At 73.3% G+C, this 16,530-nt stretch carries 13 protein-coding genes; 8 read left to right on the top strand and 5 right to left on the bottom strand.

Annotated elements, in window-relative coordinates; genetic code table 11:
• Positions 1 to 16 precede the first annotated feature (16 nt).
• On the top strand, positions 17 to 1,903 hold the full coding sequence (locus OEB99_RS05350) for a DUF2207 domain-containing protein (RefSeq protein ID WP_263508807.1): 1,887 nt from the start codon (positions 17 to 19) through the stop codon (positions 1,901 to 1,903).
• 93 nt (positions 1,904 to 1,996) lie between these two features.
• Here OEB99_RS05350 and OEB99_RS05345 read toward each other — a convergent pair whose 3' ends face one another.
• Positions 1,997 to 4,435 carry a YhgE/Pip domain-containing protein gene (locus OEB99_RS05345; RefSeq protein WP_263508806.1) on the bottom strand — a complete coding sequence of 813 codons (2,439 nt, stop codon included), beginning with the start codon at positions 4,433 to 4,435 and terminating at the stop codon, positions 1,997 to 1,999.
• Positions 4,435 to 7,164: an MMPL family transporter gene (locus tag OEB99_RS05340; RefSeq protein ID WP_263508805.1), complete on the bottom strand. Its 2,730-nt coding sequence runs from the start codon at positions 7,162 to 7,164 to the stop codon at positions 4,435 to 4,437. The genes OEB99_RS05345 and OEB99_RS05340 overlap by 1 nt, the downstream gene beginning before the upstream one ends.
• Positions 7,165 to 7,277: 113 nt before the next feature.
• On the opposite strand from OEB99_RS05340, the gene OEB99_RS05335 reads away from it, so the two are divergent.
• The gene (locus tag OEB99_RS05335) at positions 7,278 to 7,934 is read left to right on the top strand and encodes a TetR/AcrR family transcriptional regulator (RefSeq protein WP_263508803.1); all 657 of its coding nucleotides are present in this window, start codon (positions 7,278 to 7,280) and stop codon (positions 7,932 to 7,934) included.
• A gap of 128 nt (positions 7,935 to 8,062) precedes the next feature.
• Here the strand turns inward: OEB99_RS05335 and OEB99_RS05330 are convergent, their stop codons facing one another.
• Entirely contained in the window at positions 8,063 to 8,719 is a 657-nt protein-coding gene (locus OEB99_RS05330) for a histidine phosphatase family protein (protein ID WP_263508802.1), read from the bottom strand.
• A 454-nt stretch (positions 8,720 to 9,173) separates the two neighbouring features.
• Between OEB99_RS05330 and OEB99_RS05325 the strand changes: the two genes are divergently transcribed.
• Complete coding sequence (locus OEB99_RS05325) at positions 9,174 to 9,656, top strand: MarR family winged helix-turn-helix transcriptional regulator (RefSeq protein WP_263508801.1); 483 nt, start codon at positions 9,174 to 9,176, stop codon at positions 9,654 to 9,656.
• 169 nt (positions 9,657 to 9,825) lie between these two features.
• On the opposite strand, the gene OEB99_RS05320 is transcribed toward OEB99_RS05325, so the two are convergent.
• Together OEB99_RS05320 and OEB99_RS05315 are read right to left on the bottom strand one after the other, a co-directional pair.
• Positions 9,826 to 10,614, bottom strand: a complete 789-nt coding sequence (locus tag OEB99_RS05320; protein WP_263508800.1) for an ABC transporter permease — start codon at positions 10,612 to 10,614, stop codon at positions 9,826 to 9,828.
• Positions 10,611 to 11,678: an ABC transporter ATP-binding protein gene (locus tag OEB99_RS05315; RefSeq protein WP_263508798.1), complete on the bottom strand. Its 1,068-nt coding sequence runs from the start codon at positions 11,676 to 11,678 to the stop codon at positions 10,611 to 10,613. The genes OEB99_RS05320 and OEB99_RS05315 overlap by 4 nt, the downstream gene beginning before the upstream one ends.
• 211 nt (positions 11,679 to 11,889) lie before the next feature.
• On the opposite strand from OEB99_RS05315, the gene OEB99_RS05310 reads away from it, so the two are divergent.
• The 5 genes from OEB99_RS05310 to OEB99_RS05290 all read left to right on the top strand — a co-directional run bounded on the left by OEB99_RS05310 (position 11,890) and on the right by OEB99_RS05290 (position 16,457).
• A complete protein-coding gene (locus OEB99_RS05310) occupies positions 11,890 to 12,708 on the top strand; it encodes a TetR/AcrR family transcriptional regulator (protein ID WP_263508797.1) in 819 nt (272 codons plus the stop codon).
• 29 nt (positions 12,709 to 12,737) lie between these two features.
• Positions 12,738 to 13,301, top strand: a complete 564-nt coding sequence (locus OEB99_RS05305; RefSeq protein ID WP_263508796.1) for a dihydrofolate reductase family protein — start codon at positions 12,738 to 12,740, stop codon at positions 13,299 to 13,301.
• Positions 13,302 to 13,387: 86 nt separating this feature from the next.
• Positions 13,388 to 14,203 carry a response regulator transcription factor gene (locus OEB99_RS05300; RefSeq protein ID WP_263508795.1) on the top strand — a complete coding sequence of 272 codons (816 nt, stop codon included), beginning with the start codon at positions 13,388 to 13,390 and terminating at the stop codon, positions 14,201 to 14,203.
• Positions 14,200 to 15,603 (top strand): sensor histidine kinase, encoded by a 1,404-nt coding sequence (locus OEB99_RS05295; protein WP_263508794.1) that lies wholly within the window; start codon positions 14,200 to 14,202, stop codon positions 15,601 to 15,603. Before OEB99_RS05300 ends, OEB99_RS05295 begins: the two co-directional genes overlap by 4 nt.
• 173 nt (positions 15,604 to 15,776) lie before the next feature.
• A complete protein-coding gene (locus OEB99_RS05290) occupies positions 15,777 to 16,457 on the top strand; it encodes a hypothetical protein (RefSeq protein ID WP_263508793.1) in 681 nt (226 codons plus the stop codon).
• Positions 16,458 to 16,530 lie beyond the last annotated feature (73 nt).

Genomic DNA, 16,530 nt, shown 5'->3' with positions numbered 1-16,530 from the left:
ATCGGTGCAGGGTTCGGTGACGACGGCGACGCAGGGGGCTGGTTCGGTGCAGGTGGTACGCAGGTTCGGTCGGCTCGTCGCTGCCGTGGGGGTCGGGCTGGGCGCCCTGCTGGCGCTCGCCGGGCCGGCGGCGGCCGACTCCGAGGACGTCATCACGTCCTACGACGAGGCGATCACGTTGGACAAGGACGGCACCGCGCACGTGGTGCTCGACCTCACGATGGACTTCGGGCAGTCCCCCAACCACGGCCCGTACCTCACGTACGTCGTCAAGCAGTACTACGACGACACCCAGGACCGGGTGTACCGCTACTCGCGGCTGCGGGTCTCGAGCGACGACGCACCGGATGCGGTGTCCACCGAGGAGGACGGCGACGAGCTGGTGATCCGGATCGGCGACGAGGACACCACGATCACCGGTGAGCACAGCTACCGGATCACCTACGACGTCGACGGCTGGGTGAACCCGGCCGGCTACCCGTTCCCGAGCGGCGAGCTCGATCAGGACGAGCTGTACCTCAACGTGATCGGCCAGTACTGGACCGTGCCGCTGGAGAACGTCACCGTCACGCTGGACGCGCCCGGCGAGATCACCGACGTGGCCTGCTACGCGGGCCCGACCGGGTCCGCCACGCCGTGCGACGACGCCACCTCGAAGGGCTCGCAGGCGGCCTGGCGGCAGAGCCTGGTGAGCCCGGGCGAGCAGCTCAGCGTGGTCGCGGCGATGCCCGCGGGCACGGTGCACACCGAGCCGATCCTGCAGGAGCGCTGGGCCCCGGAGCGCGCGTTCGCGCTGAGCGCCGGCAGCGGGCTCGGCGCCGCGCTCGTCGCCCTGGTGGGCGGCGGCCTGGCGATCTGGCGGGTGCGCCGACGCGGGCGCGACCAGGCGTACCTGGGCCTGACGCCCGGCCTGGAACCTGCGCCCGGGCAGGAGCACGCCACGGGTCCGCGGCGCTCGACCCCGATCAGCGTGCAGTTCACTCCCCCGCCCGGCCTGCACCCCGGTCAGCTCGGCACGCTGGTCGACGAGCAGGCCGACGTGCGCGACGTCACGGCGTCGATCATCGACCTCGCGGTGCGCGGGTACCTGGTGATCGAGCGGATCGGCGACCCGCAGCCGGGGTCGCGCAAGGCGGACTGGCGGTTGACCCGCACGGACAAGCCGGACTCCGACCTGGTCGGCTACGAGCACCGGCTGCTGTCCGCGCTGGTCGGCACACGTTCCTCGGTCGAGCTGTCCGAGCTGCGCACGACGTTCCTGTCCTCACTCCAGCGCGTCCAGGCCCTGCTCTACGAGGACGTCACCGACCGCGGCTGGTTCTCCGCGAACCCGCGCACGGTGCGGATGCGCTGGATCGCGGCCGGCGTCGGGCTCGTGGTGCTCGGGCTCGGGCTGACGGTGCTGCTCGCCGCGACGACCCACGCGGGGCTGGTCCCGCTGCCGCTGGTGCTGGTCGGCTTCCTGGTGGTGATCCTGTCGAAGTTCGCACCGGCCCGGACCGCGGCGGGCAGCGCGGTGCTCGCGCAGACCGAGGGCTTCCGCCGCTACCTCGCCACGGCCGAGGCGGACCAGCTGCGGTTCGAGGAGGGCGAGGACCTGTTCAGCCGGTACCTGCCGTACGCCGTGGCGTTCGGGCTCACCGAGCGCTGGACCCGGCTGTTCGCCGAGCTGGCCGCGCGCGGCGTGCCGCTCGCGACGCCGACCTGGTACGTGGGCCCGTGGGGCCACGCGTACTTCTGGGCGTACGCGGGGGCGTTCGAGCAGGACCTGTCCGGCTTCACGTCGGTCGCGGACACCGCGATCTCGGCGCCGACGCCGGGGTCCAGCGGGTCGTCCGGGTTCTCCAGCGGCGGCGGGTTCTCCGGCGGCGGCGTCGGCGGGGGCGGCGGCGGGTCCTGGTAGGACGAGCGGCCGTGCCCGGTCGGCGGGTCCGGCCGCGTCCGGGCCCGTGCGTGCGCCCGCGACGGGGCGCCCGCACGGGCCGGTGACGCTACCTCAGGCGGTGCGGGCCCAGCGGGCCAGCTGACCCACCTCGACGACGCGCTTGCGGGCGACCGCGGCGATCGCGGCGGCGAACCCGACGGCGCCCCACAGCACGAGCATCACGGCGGCTGCGACGAAGCCGGTCTCGCTGAACACGACGGCGCGCAACCCCTCGACCACCGGGGCGGTCGGGAGCACCCCGGCGAGCCCGGTGAGCAGCGCGGGCGCGGTGGAGATCACCCCGGTGGCGAGCGTGACCACCGCGACCACCACGGCGATGAACCGGCCGACGCCGCCGAGCAGCGCGGACAGTCCCTGGTTGACCGCGGTGAGCGCGACCGCGGCCAGCACCGCGAGGCCGCCGAACTGGAACCACTGCCCGAGGTCGAGGTCGAGTGCGATCCCCATCACCACGGTGAGCGCCACGGCCTGCCCGACGCCGATCCCTGCGGCCGGCCACAGCGCGCGCCAGGCGAGCGCGACCGAGGACCTCGGCGAGCCGAGCGCCTCACGGCTGATCGGCGTCAGCACCAGGTAGGTGGCCATCGCGCCGAGCCACAGCGCGAGCGCCACGAGCATCGGGACGCTGGCGTTGCCGAGCGGCGAGGACGACTCGGTCGCGGTGACCGGGGTCGCGATGACCGCGGCGAGCGAGGTCGCCTCGGCGTCGGTGTAGGTCGGGATCTGGTCGACGGCCTCGGTCAGGCCGGACGCGAGCTGGTCCGCGCCGTCGGCGACCTGGGTCGCACCGTCGGCGAGCTGGTCGGCCCCGTCGGCGAGGTCACCGGCTCCGGTGGCCGCGCCGGCCTGTCCGTCGGCGAGCTGGTAGGCACCGTTCTCGGACTGCTGGGCGCCGCTGGCGAGCGCGCCGGCACCCGACGCGGCGTCGGCAGCGCCGGAGGCCAGCTGGTCCGCGCCCGAGGCCGCGTCGGCCGCGCCGGAGGCCAGCTGGTCCGCGCCCGAGGCGGACTGGGCGAGGTAGCTCGCGAGCGTGCTCAGGCCGTCGGCCGACTGCTGCGCGCCGTCGGCGAGCTGCTGCCCACCGGCCGCGAGCTGGTCGAGGCTGTCGGCGAGGCCGGGCTGCGTCGGCGGGTTGCCCACCGAGATCCCGTCGGACATGGCCTGCGCGCCGTAGGCGAGCCCGGCGGCGGCGACGGTCAGCGACTGGTCGGCCGTGACGTCGGTGCGCTGCTGGCTGGCGATGAGCCCCTCGAGCGTGGCGCAGGCGGTCGCGTCGGAGGTCGGTGGCGAGCACGCGCTCGCGAGCGTGGCCGCCTGGCTCAGGAACGTGCCGAGTCCGGTCGAGAGGCCGGACGCGCCGGCCGCGAGCTGTTCGGCGGAGTCGGCGAGCCCACCCGTGCCGCTCACGCCGTCGGCGGCTGCCTGGAGCCCGGCGGCGAACTGCTGCGCGTCCGGGACGCCGTCGGCGGCGGTCTGCGCCGCAGCGGCGGTCTGCGCGGCGAGCTGGTCGAGCCCGTCGGCGAGCTGCGCCGCCCCACCGTCGAGCGCGCCGAGCCCGTCGGACAGGTCGGTGTTGCCCGAGGCCAGCTTCGTCAGGCCGGAGGACAGCGACCCGGCGCCGTCGGCGAGCTGGGCCAGGCCGGAGGAGAGCTGGTAGGTCCCGTCGGAGAGCTGGGTGAGGCCGCCCGAGAGGTCCCTGGCTCCCGAGGCCATCTGCCCGGTCCCGGAGGACAGCTGGTCGGCACCGTCGGCGAGCGAGGTCGCGCCGTCCGCCGCGGAGCCGAGCTGGTCGTGCATCGTGCTGAACGAGACGAGCACGGTGGACAGGTAGTTCTCGGTGAGCTGCGTGCCGAGCACGTCGGCGGCCGTGGTCGCGAGCACCTGGGCGATGGTGCCGTCGAGCGGGCGCGCCTGGTTGCTCGTGGTCACGTCGAAGGTCGCCGCCTGGGCGTTCGCCGCGTCGCCGGAGAAGCTGGTCGCCGACGCGGAGAAGTTCGCCGGGATGGTGAGCACGACGTCGTAGCGACCGTCGGCGAGACCCGACGCGGCGTCGCTCTCGTCGGAGAGCACCCAGTCGAAGGTCGTGCTCACGCCGGTGCCGGACACGTTCGGCACGCTGTCCGAGCCCGAGTCGGTGCGGGTGTCCGAGGCGGTGTCCGAGGTCGAGTCGGTGCTGCTGTCCGTGCTGGTGGACGTGCTGCTACCCGTGCTGCCGGATGTGGCGGACCCGACGTCGCCGGTGCCCTCACCGGTGACGAGGGCCGCGGAGAGCTGCCGGCCGAGCGGCACGGTCTGGCCGTTCACCTGGACCGGCTCGTCGAGGTTGACGATCGCGGCGGTGACCCGGTCGAGCCGGTTGGTCGGGTCCCACAGCGCCCAGGTGAGCAGCCCGCCCACCACGAGCGGGACGAGCAGGAGCCCGACCACGCTGAGCCAGGTGGCACGGTTGGCGAAGCGGGCCCGCTGGGCCTGCGACAGGGGCATGAGCATCAGCGCACCTCCACGGTGGCGGCGGCCGAGACGTCCACGAGGACGACCGGACCGGCGGGCAGCAGGCCTTGGAGGCCCGCGGGTTCGAGGCAGGTGACCAGCAGCGTCACGCCGCGGGCGCGGGCGGCCGCGAGGCCGGCCGCGACGTCACGGCGCACCGCCGGGTCGGTGACGACGTCGAGGTCGTCGATGGCGACGATCGGGGCACGCGAGTTGATCGCGTCGGCGAGCTCGACCAGCGGGTCGACCGAGCGCGCCATCCGTGCCACGGCCACCCGGCTGCGCACAGCGGCGGCGCGGACCGGCGAGACCAGGCCGGCGACCTTGAGCCGCCCGCCGTCGGGATGCACCCGGCCGGCGAGGGTGAGCAGCAGCGGCGTCCGCCCGGAGCGGTGCTCGCCGGTGATCACGAGCGTGCCGCCGGTGGGGACCCGCATGGACACGTCGCGGTAGAACGGGCCGTCCGGGCCGTCGAGCCACAGGCCTTCGGCCGCGACCGCGTCGGTCGCTCCGGGCTCGGGCCAGCTCGCCAGGGCGAGCTCGGCGGCGAGGCCGTCGCCCTCGACGTCGAAGTGCGGCAGCGCGCGGTCCAGCCGGTGCGGGAACCGCCAGGCGCGCTCGCCGAGCAGGTGCAGCACCGCCGGGACGAGCGTCATCCGGACCAGGAACGCGTCGATGAACACCCCGACGGCCAGGCCGAGCGCGATCGGCTTGATGTTGATGTCGCCCTCGGGCACGAAGGCGGCGAACACCGCGAACATGATCGTGGCGGCAGCGGTCACGACGGTCGCGGAGTGCACGAACCCGGTCCGCACCGCGGAGCGGGCGTCGCCGCCGTGCACGTAGTCCTCACGGATCCGGGAGACCAGGAACACCTCGTAGTCCATCGCGAGGCCGAACAGCACGCCCATCAGGATGATCGGCAGGAAGCTGATGATCGGTCCGGTGCGGTCGACGCCGAGCAGGTCGGCGCCCCACCCGTCCTGGAACACCAGGACCACGATCCCGAACGACGCACCGATGGTCAGCAGGTAGCCGAGCGTCGCCTTGAGCGGCACCCACAGCGACCGGAACACCATCGTGAGCAGCACGAACGACAGACCGACGACGATCAGCCCGAACGGCAGCAGGGCGCCGCCGAGGCGCGAGGAGATGTCGATCCCGATCGCGGTGATGCCGGTGACCGACACGTCGATCCCGTACTCGTCGAGGTAGCGGTCGTGCTGGGCGCGGATCTCGCGCACCAGGTCGGCGGTCTCCGTGGAGTCCGGCCCGGTCTCCGGGATGACCTGCACGATCCCGGTGTCGGCGGTCATGTTCGGGGTGGCCAGCGGCACGGCCGCGACACCCGGCAGGCCGGCGATGTCGTCGCCGAGGTCCTGCATGAGGGTCAGCGGGTCGGTCGAGCCGATGATCGTGCCGGTGACGATCAGCGGGCCGTTCCAGCCGGGCCCGAAGTGCTCGGTGACCAGGTCGTAGGTGACCCGGGCCCCGCTGTCCTTGGGCTGTGACCCGGCGTCCGGGAGCGCAAGCTGCAGGTGGGTGGCGGGCAGGGCCACCAGGCCGAGCAGGCCGACGACGGCGAGGATCGTGACCACGGGCCAGCGCGTCGCGGTGCGCACCCACCAGGCGTAGGCGGCACGGCCGTGCGGTGCGGTTGCGACGTCGGCACCGTTCGCCCGGTCGGCCCCCTTGGCGCGCCGCACCTTGGGGCGCAACCGCTCGCCGGCGAAGCCGAGCAGGGCGGGCAGCAGCGTGAGCGCGATGATCACCGCGACGCCGACGGCGCCTGCAGCCGCGACACCCATGGTGGTCAGGAACGGGATGTTCGCGACGCTGAGCCCGAGCAGGGCGATCATCACGGTCAGGCCCGCGAACACGACGGCGGAGCCTGCGGTGGCGAGGGCCCGCGCGGCGGACTCTTCGGGATCCAGCCCCTCGCGCAGCTGGTCCCGGTGCCGGGACAGGATGAACAGCGCGTAGTCGATGCCGACCGCGAGGCCGAGCATCAGGCCGAGCATCGGGGTCGTGCTGGAGATGGTCGCGACGCTGGTCGCGGCGAAGACCACGGCCATCGAGACGGCCACGCCGAGCAGCGCGGTGAGGATCGGCATGCCGGCGGCCAGGAACGAGCCGAGGGTCACCACGAGCACGACGAGCGCGACGAGCACACCGAGCGCCTCGGTGATGCTGATGTGCGGCACCGACTGGCTGAAGAGGTCACCGCCGAGCGCGGCTTCGGAGCCGTCGGGCAGGGTGTCGCGGAGGGTCGTGAGCTCGGTGTCGAGCGCGTCGGTGGTCTCGCTGGTCACGGTGGAGAACGAGCCGTCGATCTGCACGGTGATCACCGCGGCGGAGCCGTCGTCGGAGATCAGGCCGGAGACGGTGTCGCTGTACGGGTCCGAGACTGCGATGACGTCCTTGACGCCTTCGAGCGTCGAGACGGCCTGCTCGACCGGGCCCTGGATGCTGGGGTCGGTGACGTTCATACCGTCCGGCGCGACCACGACGTAGGTCGCGGACGTGCCGCTGACCTGCGGGAACGTCCGGGAGAGCTGCTGGAGCGCCTCACCGGACTCGGTGCCGGGGATGGAGAAGGTGTTGTCGGTGCCCTGGTTGAGCACGAGAGCCGCGCCGCCTGCGAGGAGCAGGACGAGCAGCCAGCCGAGCGCGACCCGGACGCGGCGGTGGAACGCCCACAGCCCGAGTCGGTAGAGGGATGAGGACACAGGTTTCCCCCGTATAGAACCGATATCTGGTGTGGATACACCGCTGTATCCGATACACCAATGTATCCGATAGGATCGTGATTGCCAACGCGGCTTCGAAGGGGTGGGGACGGGTGAGTCAGGCGAGCGTCGCAGCCGAGAGCGCGCGTCGCGCGCGCACCCGGGAACGGCTGATGGACGCGGCCTTCGAGGTGTTCGCGGAGGTCGGCGTCGCGGCCTCGAGCGTCGAGCAGATCACCGAGCGTGCGGGGTTCACCCGCGGGGCGTTCTACTCGAACTTCTCCTCGAAGGAGGAGCTGTTCCTCGCGCTCATCGCGCGCGGCAACGCCGTGTGGGTGGCCCGCCTGACCGAGCAGGTCGAGGAGCTGCTGCCGGACTCCACGGGGACGGGGCCGACGATCATCGACGAGGACGTCATCGGCCGTCTCGTCGCGGGCGTGCTGAGCGGCCCGTACGACCTGAAGCTCTGGGGGCTCGTGCAGAGCGAGTTCCGCATGATGGCACTGCGGGACCCGGCGCTGGCCAAGGCCTACGAGGCGCACCGGGCTCAGTTCGAGCGGTCGCTCGCGCCGATCGTGGAGGAGGGCGTCCGGCGAGCCGGCCGTCGGCTCCGCCTGGACCCACTGACCACGAGCCGGCTGCTGATGGCGTACTACAAGGAGTCGGTCGACGCGGCCCTGGTCGGCTCAGCGACCGACCCCAACCAGGTGCTCGACTCGGCGCACCGCGCCGTGGCCGATGTGATCGGTGCACTCACCGAACCGGTCTAGGTGGCTGCGCGACCCGATCGATCCAGACGACTCGCCCCACCGATCGAGCGGTCGCTCTCGATCCGTCTGACCCGCTCCACGTCTTCCCTCACGTACGCGAGGTCCGGCGTCACCGTCGCGGGATGGCGTCACCGCCGAGGGATCTCGGGCTCGGCGACTCCCTCGCCGGACGGGTCGTGGCCGACGACCTCGATGGATCTGGTGCCGTCGGACCAGATCCGCATGATCGTCACGCTCGCGTTGCCGAGCGCCCGGCGCGGGAACTGGCCGTTCAACGCGAGGTAGGTCATCAAGGTCATGCCGTGGCTGACGACGAGGACGTTCTCCCCGGCCCCGTGCCGCTCCTCGATCTCGTCGAACGCACCGGTGACCCGGTCGAGGTAGGTCCGCGCGGACTCGCCGTTCGGGAAGCCGGGGTAGGTGCCGGCGAGGACGTCCTGGAAGAGCACGAGCCAGTCGAGCTGCTCGGCGATCTCCTGCTCGGGCCGCTCTTCCCAGTCGCCGAAGTAGAACTCACGCAAGCCGTCGTGCGCGACCACCTCGAGGTCGGCGTGGTAGGACGCGATCACGTCGGCCGTGGTGAGCGTGCGACCCGAGGGGCTCGCGTAGGCGGCGTGCAGCTCGATGCTCGCGAGGTGCTCCGCGGTGGCCTCGACGATCCGCATCCCCTCGTCGGTGATCGCGGAGTCCGCCCACCCCTGGATCCGGTGCTGGTCGTTGAAGACGGTGCGTCCGTGCCGCACGAGGTAGAGCGTCAAGTGCCCGTCGGACCGATCTGAGGCCACCCGCCGATCCTAGGTGTTCCCACCCACCCCGGTGGTCCGGGCGCACGTCACCGCACACACGATCCACCAACCGTTCACCCTCACGCCCGCATCAACCGAAACCCGACCCACCCGGTGTACCTCCCCGAGAACCGCACCAGGCGATACGCACCACCCGCACTCACCCAAAGGCCCGCATCAACCGAAACCCGACCCACCCGGTGTACCTCCCCGAGAACCGCACCAGGCGATACGCACCCCCCCACGCTCACCCCCGCCCGCATCAACCGATACGCCGCCCACCCGGTGCACCTCTGCGAGAAGCGCATCGGGCGATGCGGGACTGCGAGGAACACACCGCCTCCCCCGCGTGCTGGACGATGCGCGTCGCCCACAGGCAAGTGCGGGCCGCGATCATCAACCGCGACCGCGGCCCGGCCGGCGCTCCGCGGGAAGGATGGACAGGGTCGAGCACGTGACTACCGAGGCTGCCGAGGACCAGGTCGACGAGCTGGCGCTGGCCACCGAGAGCGCGGCACGGGCGGTGCGGATCCTGCAGTGCGCCGGACGGCGGCGCACGCTCGCGCGGGACGCGGGACTCGACGTGGAGCCCGCCGTGCTCGAGCTGCTCGATGCGATCGATGTCACCGGGATCCGGTTCGCGACCGCGCTCGGCGAGCTGCTCGGGGTGCCGGCTTCGCGCGTGCGGCTTCTCGCCGGCCGAGCCATCAAGGACGGCCTGCTCGAGCGTGACTACTCGGACTCGGACGGGCGGTACGTCGTGTTCCGACTCACGGCGTCCGGGCGCGAGGTCGTCGCGGAAGTGCAGGCCGCCAGGGCCGCGCTCGTCCGCGACCTCGTCTGGCGATGGCCCGGCGACGACCGCACCGAGCTCGCGCGGCTCCTCGAAGCGCTGGCGACCGGAGTCGTGCGGCGGGCTCGCGCGCGGTTGTGGTGACGCCGAGGCGGGCTCGCGCGTGGTTGTGGTGACGCCGAGGCGGGCACACGCGCGGTCGTGGTGACGCCCAGGCGGGCACGCGCGCGGTTGTGGTGACGCCCAGGCGGGCACACGCGCGACGAACGCGCGGTCGTGCGTGGGACCGGCCCACGCACGACCGCGCGGCGCCTCAGGCGCGCTTGCGGAGAGCCGCCGATGCGGCGGCGACCGAGGCGACGCCCCACACCGCGAGGACCACGACCGAACGCATCGGCATGCTGAACGTGTCGTGCGCGAGGCCGGAGCGGATCAGCTGCGCCATGGGCTCGATCGGGAGCCAGTGGTGCACGCTCTGGAGCCAGTCGGGCATGCGCTCGGCCGGGTAGCTCACCGGGGAGAACAGCAGCACGATGAACACCAGCGCCTGGGTCATGAGCTGCGCGATCTGCGGCTGCAGCAGCGACGCCATCGCATAGCCGACCGCCGCGGCCACCAGCGACACCACCAGCGCACCCGGTACCAACCACGGCGCAGGCGACAGGTCGACGTGGAACCGCACCATCCCGGTGATCACGCCGAGCACCATCCCCGGCAGCGCGATCAACGTCCACACCGTCAGGTCGGCCGCCAGGAACGACCAGCGTGGCACCGGCAGGGTCCGCAGCCAGTCCAGCGAACCCTCCATCCGCGACTGCGCGACCAGCTGCGGTGTCATCACCAGGCCCACCGTGATGAGCGTGATCGTGGGCGCCCCGGTCGCCAGGAACAGCGCGGTGTAGGGGTCCGGGTCGCCGACCAGCAGGCCGTAGCCGAGCACCGTCGTGACCGCCATGAACACCTGGACGACCACCATCAGCGGCATCATCTGGGCCTGACGGCGCAGCTGCCACTGAGCCAGCAGCAGCGTCGCCCGCACCGGGCCGATGCCGCTCGAACGCAGCACCTCCCGGGACTCGATCTCCTCGGTCATGACGCTCATCTCGCATCCCCCTCGTCAGCAACGGTCGCGGCAGTCGGTTCGGTGGCGGCGGCACCGGAGGCGGCCACCGCGGCCGCGGAGGCGGACGCGGCAGTCCCGGCGGCGCGGGCGTCCGCGGCGGTCCCGGCCACTCCCCCTTCGGCCTCGCGGTTGGCCTCGGGCCCGACCAGCCCGATGTACACGTCCTCCAGCGAGGCCGGGACGAGCGCGTACCGCTCGAGCCGTCCGGCCTCGACCTGCTGCTGGGCCCACGCGACCACACCCGCGGCGTTCTTCGCCGCGACCTGCGCGACCGCGCGCTGCCCAGTGACCTCGACCTCGCCGAGCGACGCCGGGAACTCCCGCCAGCCGTTCACCAGGTCCAGCTCCACGCTCAACGACCCCCGCACGTCGGCCGCGAGGTCCGCGGGCGTACCCGCTGCCACCACCCGGCCGTGGTCCAGGATCGCGAGGTGGTCGACCACACGCTCCGCCTCGCGCACGTTGTGGGTCACGAGCAGCACCGCGGCGCCGTCGTCCGCCAAGCGGCGGATCTCCGACCACAGCAGCCGACGGCGCACGGGGTCCACGTCGTTCGTCGGCTCGTCCAGCACCACGACACGGCCCGGCACCACCGTCGTCATGGCGAACGCCGCGAGGCGGGCCACTCCCCCGGACACCTTCTGCGCCGGGGTGTCGGCCCAAGGTTCCAGGTCCAGCAGCTCGAGCAGCCCGGACGTCCGGGCGCGCACCGCGGCCCGGTTCCCGCCGCGGATGCGACCCACGAGCTCGATCGCGCGACGCGGGGTCAGACCCGTGATCGGGACGTTCGCCTGCGCCTGGATGCTGACCCGCTCGCGGGCCAGGTGCGGTGCGGCCACGGCGTCCACGCCGTCGACCCTGATGGTGCCCGCATCGGGCTTGACGATCCCGACGACCTGGTTCACCAAAGTCGTCTTGCCGGCGCCGTTGTGGCCCAGCAGCCCCACCACGGTCCCGGGCTCGACGTCGAGGTCGATCCCGTCGTTCGCGATGGTCGGACGGCGACCTCGGTACGTCTTGTGCAGGTCGCGAATGCTCAGCATGGCGGTTGCCACGACTCCTCCAGCGGAGAGTGTGTGAGAGATGTGGAATACCGTTCGGTATGGCACTGACGCTAGACCTCGTTCCGGTCGGTATGCAAGCGTTCTCCGCTGATCTGCCGGCAACTCTGCTCTGACCTGGAACGACATCGCCCGGCACTGCGCCCGCGGACACCTCTAGTACCGAACGGTTCGACGATGTATCCTTACCGGTATGACTGAGTTCACGAACTCGACGCCAGAGCCCCAGGACACGCCTGACTGGCAGGCCCCCTCCGGGCAGACCCCCCGCGACACGAACCCCCAGGACGACGTCCCGAACGGTGGCGCCCCCGGCGGCGCCCAGGACGAGACCGTCGCCTCGGCCGCCCGCGCCCTCGCCGACGCGACCGCGGCCCTCACCCGACTGCTCGGCCACCAGATGGGCGCAGTCAGCGAGGATGTCGGCCGCGCCGTGACCGAAGGCCTCCGCGAGGCCTCGCGTGGCCTGGACACCGCGTCGGAGTCCATCTCGAAGGCCGGCCAGAAGGCCGACCGCCGGCGCGACCGCGCCGAGGAGACCCGCAACCAGCTGCTCGAAGCCGCAGCACGCGTGTTCGCCGAGCGCGGCTACGAGGGCGCCTCGGTGGGCGACCTCGCGTCGGCCGCCGGCTACACCAAGGGCGCGCTCTACTCGAACTTCGGCGCCAAGGAAGACCTGTTCCGCACGCTCGCGCGTGAGGAGCTGAGCGAGGGCCGCGTCGTACCGCGCCGCGGTGCACGTCCGGCGGGCGAGCTCCAGGCCCTGCTGGACCTCGAGATCCTGGCCGCCGTCGCACGGTCCCGCACCATGCGCCGCTACCTCGGCGAGGACGTCGTCTCCGCGGTCCGCAAGGCCGCCACGACGACGCCCGGCGTCCAGCCGTCGACCGACGAGATGGACGCCGCGGTCGCGCGGCTCGCGGTCGGCGTCGTCGGCCGGCTGCTCGAGGCCGCGGACGACTCGTTCGCGGGCGTGACGCAGCGGCTCCTGGATGCCGCAGACGGCTACTGAGAGGTCCGCGGTGTAGCAAGATCTGACCCATGGGACGGTTGCGCTACGCCGCGCTCACCTCGCTGGACGGGTACGTCGCCGATCCGGCCGGCCACTTCGACTTCGCCATGCCGAACGAGGCCGTGCACCGCGCCGCGAACGACATCGAGCGCGAGGTCGGCACCGCCGTCTACGGCCGTCGGATGTTCGAGATCATGCGGTACTGGGCCGCGCAGCCCGAGCCGGGTGAGACCTCCGAGGCCGTGCGGGAGTTCGCCGAGATCTGGCACGAGACCGACAAGCTCGTCGTCTCGCGCTCGCTCCCCCAGGAGGAGGCCGACCTCCCGCGCACCACGCTGCTGCGCGAGCTGAGCCCGGCCGCGATGGTGCAGCTCGCCCGCGACTCCGCGAAGGACCTGTCCGTCGGCGGCCCGACGCTCGCCGCGGCCGTGCTGCGCGCCGGGGCCGTGGACGACCTGCACCAGTTCGTGTTCCCCGTGGTCGTGGGCGGCGGGCTGCCATGGCTTCCGCGCGACGTCCCGATGAAGCTCGAGCTCGCGAGCGCCACCGAGCTCGAGGGCGGCGTCGTCCACCTGCACTACCGGACCCTCTGACCCGGCGCGCCGCCGGGCAACCCCCGCCGCGCCGGGCCGGTGATCATGCAGGGACGCCCCTGCCCCGCCCCGGCACAATGGGCGTCGTGCCGCCCGCAGCCGAGCCCGTGCCGGTCCTGGTCGTCGACGACGACCCGGGCATCCGCGAGCTGCTGACCTCCGCGCTCGGCTTCACCGGGTACGACGTGCAGGCCGTCGGCACCGTCGCCGCAGCGCTCGACGCGATGCGCGCCCGCCCACCGCGGATCGTGGTCCTCGACGTGATGCTCCCGGACGCCGACGGCCTCGCGATGCTCCGCATGGTCCGCAGCACGGGCGACCGGACCCCGGTGCTGATGCTGTCGTCGCGCGACGCCGTCGCCGACCGGGTCGCGGGGCTCGGGGTCGGCGCCGACGACTACGTCACCAAGCCGTTCGACCTGTCCGAGGTGGTCGCGCGGCTCGAGGCGATCCTGCGCCGCGCCGACGCGGCCGGCACGAGCGGGGTCGGCGCCTGGCCCGGTGGCGCAGGCGCTGCGGTCGGTGCTGCCGGAGCTTCCGGCGAACTCTCGACCGGCGGCTCGGCTCGCGACGCGGCCCCGGTCTCCCCCGCGGACGACGGCGTGCTCACCTACCTCGACCTCGTCGTGGACACCGGCCGCGCCGTGGCCCGCCGCGGCGAGCGCCCCCTCGACCTGTCCGCCGCCGAGTTCCGACTGCTGGTCGCGCTCGCGTCCAGCCCCGAGCGCGTGCTCTCCAAGGCGCAGCTGCTGGATCGGGTGTGGGGCTACGACTACGGCGGCGACACGTCGGTGGTCGAGAAGCTCGTCTCCCGCCTGCGCCGCAAGCTCGACGCGGACGGCCCACCGCTGCTCGCGACGGTACGCGGCTTCGGCTACGCGCTGCGGGCGGAGCGCACGTGACCTCGCTGCGGACGCGGACGGCGCTGCTGGTCGGGGTCACGGTGCTGCTCGGGCTCCTGGTGGCCGGCGTGACGGGCGTGCTGACCCTGCGCTCGTACCTGTTCCAGCGCACCGACGACCAGCTGGTCGCCGCGCGCGACACCGTGACCGCGGCACTCGAGCGACGCGAGCAGGACACGGTGCGTGAGCAGCTGCTGCGCGACTTGCTCTCCTCCGGCGTGCGCAACGGCGAGGTCCACCTGCTCGAGGACGACCGGGTCGTCGCGTCGCTGGCCGCCGACGGCTCGGCCCTCACACCGCCCGACGCGGCGCAGATCGCGGCCCTGGGCGCCGGTCCGGGTCCGCTGGACCACGACACCCGCGCGATCCGGGTGGACACCCCGGGTCTGTCGATCACCCTCGACGACGGCACCAGCCGGCCGGTGGACGCCGTGCTGCTGGCCCGGGACATCTCCGACGACCGGCTCACCATCCGGCGCACCGCGCTCGCGACCCTGCTGATCGGCACCGCGGTGGCCGCGGTGAGCCTGCTCGCCGTGTGGTGGGCGGTCGGCCGTGGGCTGCGGCCGCTGCGCCTGATGGCCGAACGCGCCGACCAGGTCGCCGCCGGCGACCACACCGTGCGGCTCGCACCGCTGGGCACGCAGACCGAGACCGCCGGCCTGGCGAAGGCCGTGGACGGCGCCCTGGACGCCCGCGCGACCGCCGAGCAGCGGGTCAGGGACTTCGTCGCCGACGCCGCGCACGAGCTGCGCACGCCGCTGACCAGCGTGCACGGCTGGGCCGACCTGTACCTGCAGGGCGGGCTGGACGCCGACGGCGTCGACCATGCGATGGAGCGGATCGAGGCCGAGAGCACCCGGATGCGGCACCTGGTGGACCAGATGTCGCTGCTCGCCCGCCTGGACGCCGACCTGCCCCTGGACCTCGCACCGCTCGACCTGCGCACCGTGGTGGACGACGTGATCGCCGACCTCGACGTGCTCGCCCCCGACCGCCCGGTGACCTGGGGGCGTCCCGAGGCGCCGGTGACCGTGTCCGGCGACCGCGCTCGGCTGCACCAGGTGGTGACGAACCTCGTGGGCAACGTGCTGCGGCACACGCCGGACGACGCCGCGCTCGAGGTCGTGCTGAACGCGGAGGATGGCGAGGCCGTGCTGGTGGTGCACGACGACGGCCCCGGCGTCCCCGCCGACCTCGCGCTGCGGGTGTTCGAGCGGTTCGTGCGCCAGACGTCCGCCCCCGGCGGCGAGACCGGGGCGGCCGGCGACCCGCGCACCGGCTCGGGCCTCGGCCTGGCGATCGTCGCCGGGCTGGTCGAGGCGCACGGTGGCCGGGTCGGGCTCGAGTCGGTGCCCGGTGAGGGCACGACGGTGCGCGTGACGCTGCCGCTCGCGTAGCGCGTCGGGACCTGTGGGCAGCGCGGGCGTGACCTGGCGCGGGGCTGCCGCTCGCGTAGCGCGGGCTTCCTGACCGTTCCGGGGGCGAACGGTCAGCCTCCGGTCAGGGGCGTGGGGTCGGACGTCCAGGCGAGGCCGCTGGAGTAGGCGCACCCAACCGGGAAGGCCCGCTCGTGCGTCGTTCGATCGTCGTGATCCTGGTGGTCGTGGTCCTCGCCCTCGTGGCGGACCAGGCCACCCGGATGCTGCTCGAGCACCGGGTCGCCGCGCGCATGGCCGACGCCGGCCTGGAGCCCGTCCTCGTGCACGTCGCCGGGTGGCCGGTGGCGCCCCAGCTGCTCAACGGCGAGCTGGACGTGTCCGTGACGACCGAGGTCCCGTTCACCGCGCTGCCGGCGCTCGGCGCAGCCGTGCAGACCGACGGGTCCGACGCGACCGCCGATGGGACCGGGTCCGACGCGGCGGCCGACGGCCTCAGCGCGCTCGCCGGCATCGGCGGACCCGGCACCGGCGGCGTGGGCACCGACACCTCCGACCCGCTGATCACGTGGTCCGGTGAGAACGGCCTGCTGGTCGCGCAGGTCGGGGCCGACGGGCCGCGGCTCGCGCACGAGGTCGGTACGCAGGACGGCCTGCTGGTGGTCACGCCGGTCTCGGTGCAGCTCGCCGGCCTGCAGGTTCCGGTCGAGATGCTCGGCGAGCGCGCGCAGCGGCTGCTCGGCGCCGCGCTCGACCCGCACCGGGTCGACCCGACCGCGCTCGGGCTGCCCGGGGGCGTGGACTTCACCGGCGCCTCCGTGACCACGACCGGGGTGCTGCTGACCCTCACCGCTCCCCTCGACCGAGTGCCCTAGCGGTACCCCTCTCCACGAAAGGTTCGTCATGCCCCGCCCTGTCATTGCCCTAGCCCGGGCCAGCGCCCGTCGC

The sequence above is a fragment of the Actinotalea endophytica genome, assembly GCF_025717005.1.
Lineage (GTDB): Bacteria > Actinomycetota > Actinomycetes > Actinomycetales > Cellulomonadaceae > Actinotalea.
Note: the sequence above shows the minus strand (reverse complement) of the source record. Positions and strands in the feature narration are given on the sequence as shown.

Coding starts and splice junctions, on each gene's coding strand:
- OEB99_RS05305 (WP_263508796.1), top strand. CDS start 12,738: ATGGGACGGTTGCGCTACGCCGCGCTCACCTCGCTGGACGGGTACGTC.
- OEB99_RS05320 (WP_263508800.1), bottom strand. CDS start 10,614: ATGAGCGTCATGACCGAGGAGATCGAGTCCCGGGAGGTGCTGCGTTCG.
- OEB99_RS05310 (WP_263508797.1), top strand. CDS start 11,890: ATGACTGAGTTCACGAACTCGACGCCAGAGCCCCAGGACACGCCTGAC.
- OEB99_RS05345 (WP_263508806.1), bottom strand. CDS start 4,435: ATGCTCATGCCCCTGTCGCAGGCCCAGCGGGCCCGCTTCGCCAACCGT.
- OEB99_RS05315 (WP_263508798.1), bottom strand. CDS start 11,678: ATGCTGAGCATTCGCGACCTGCACAAGACGTACCGAGGTCGCCGTCCG.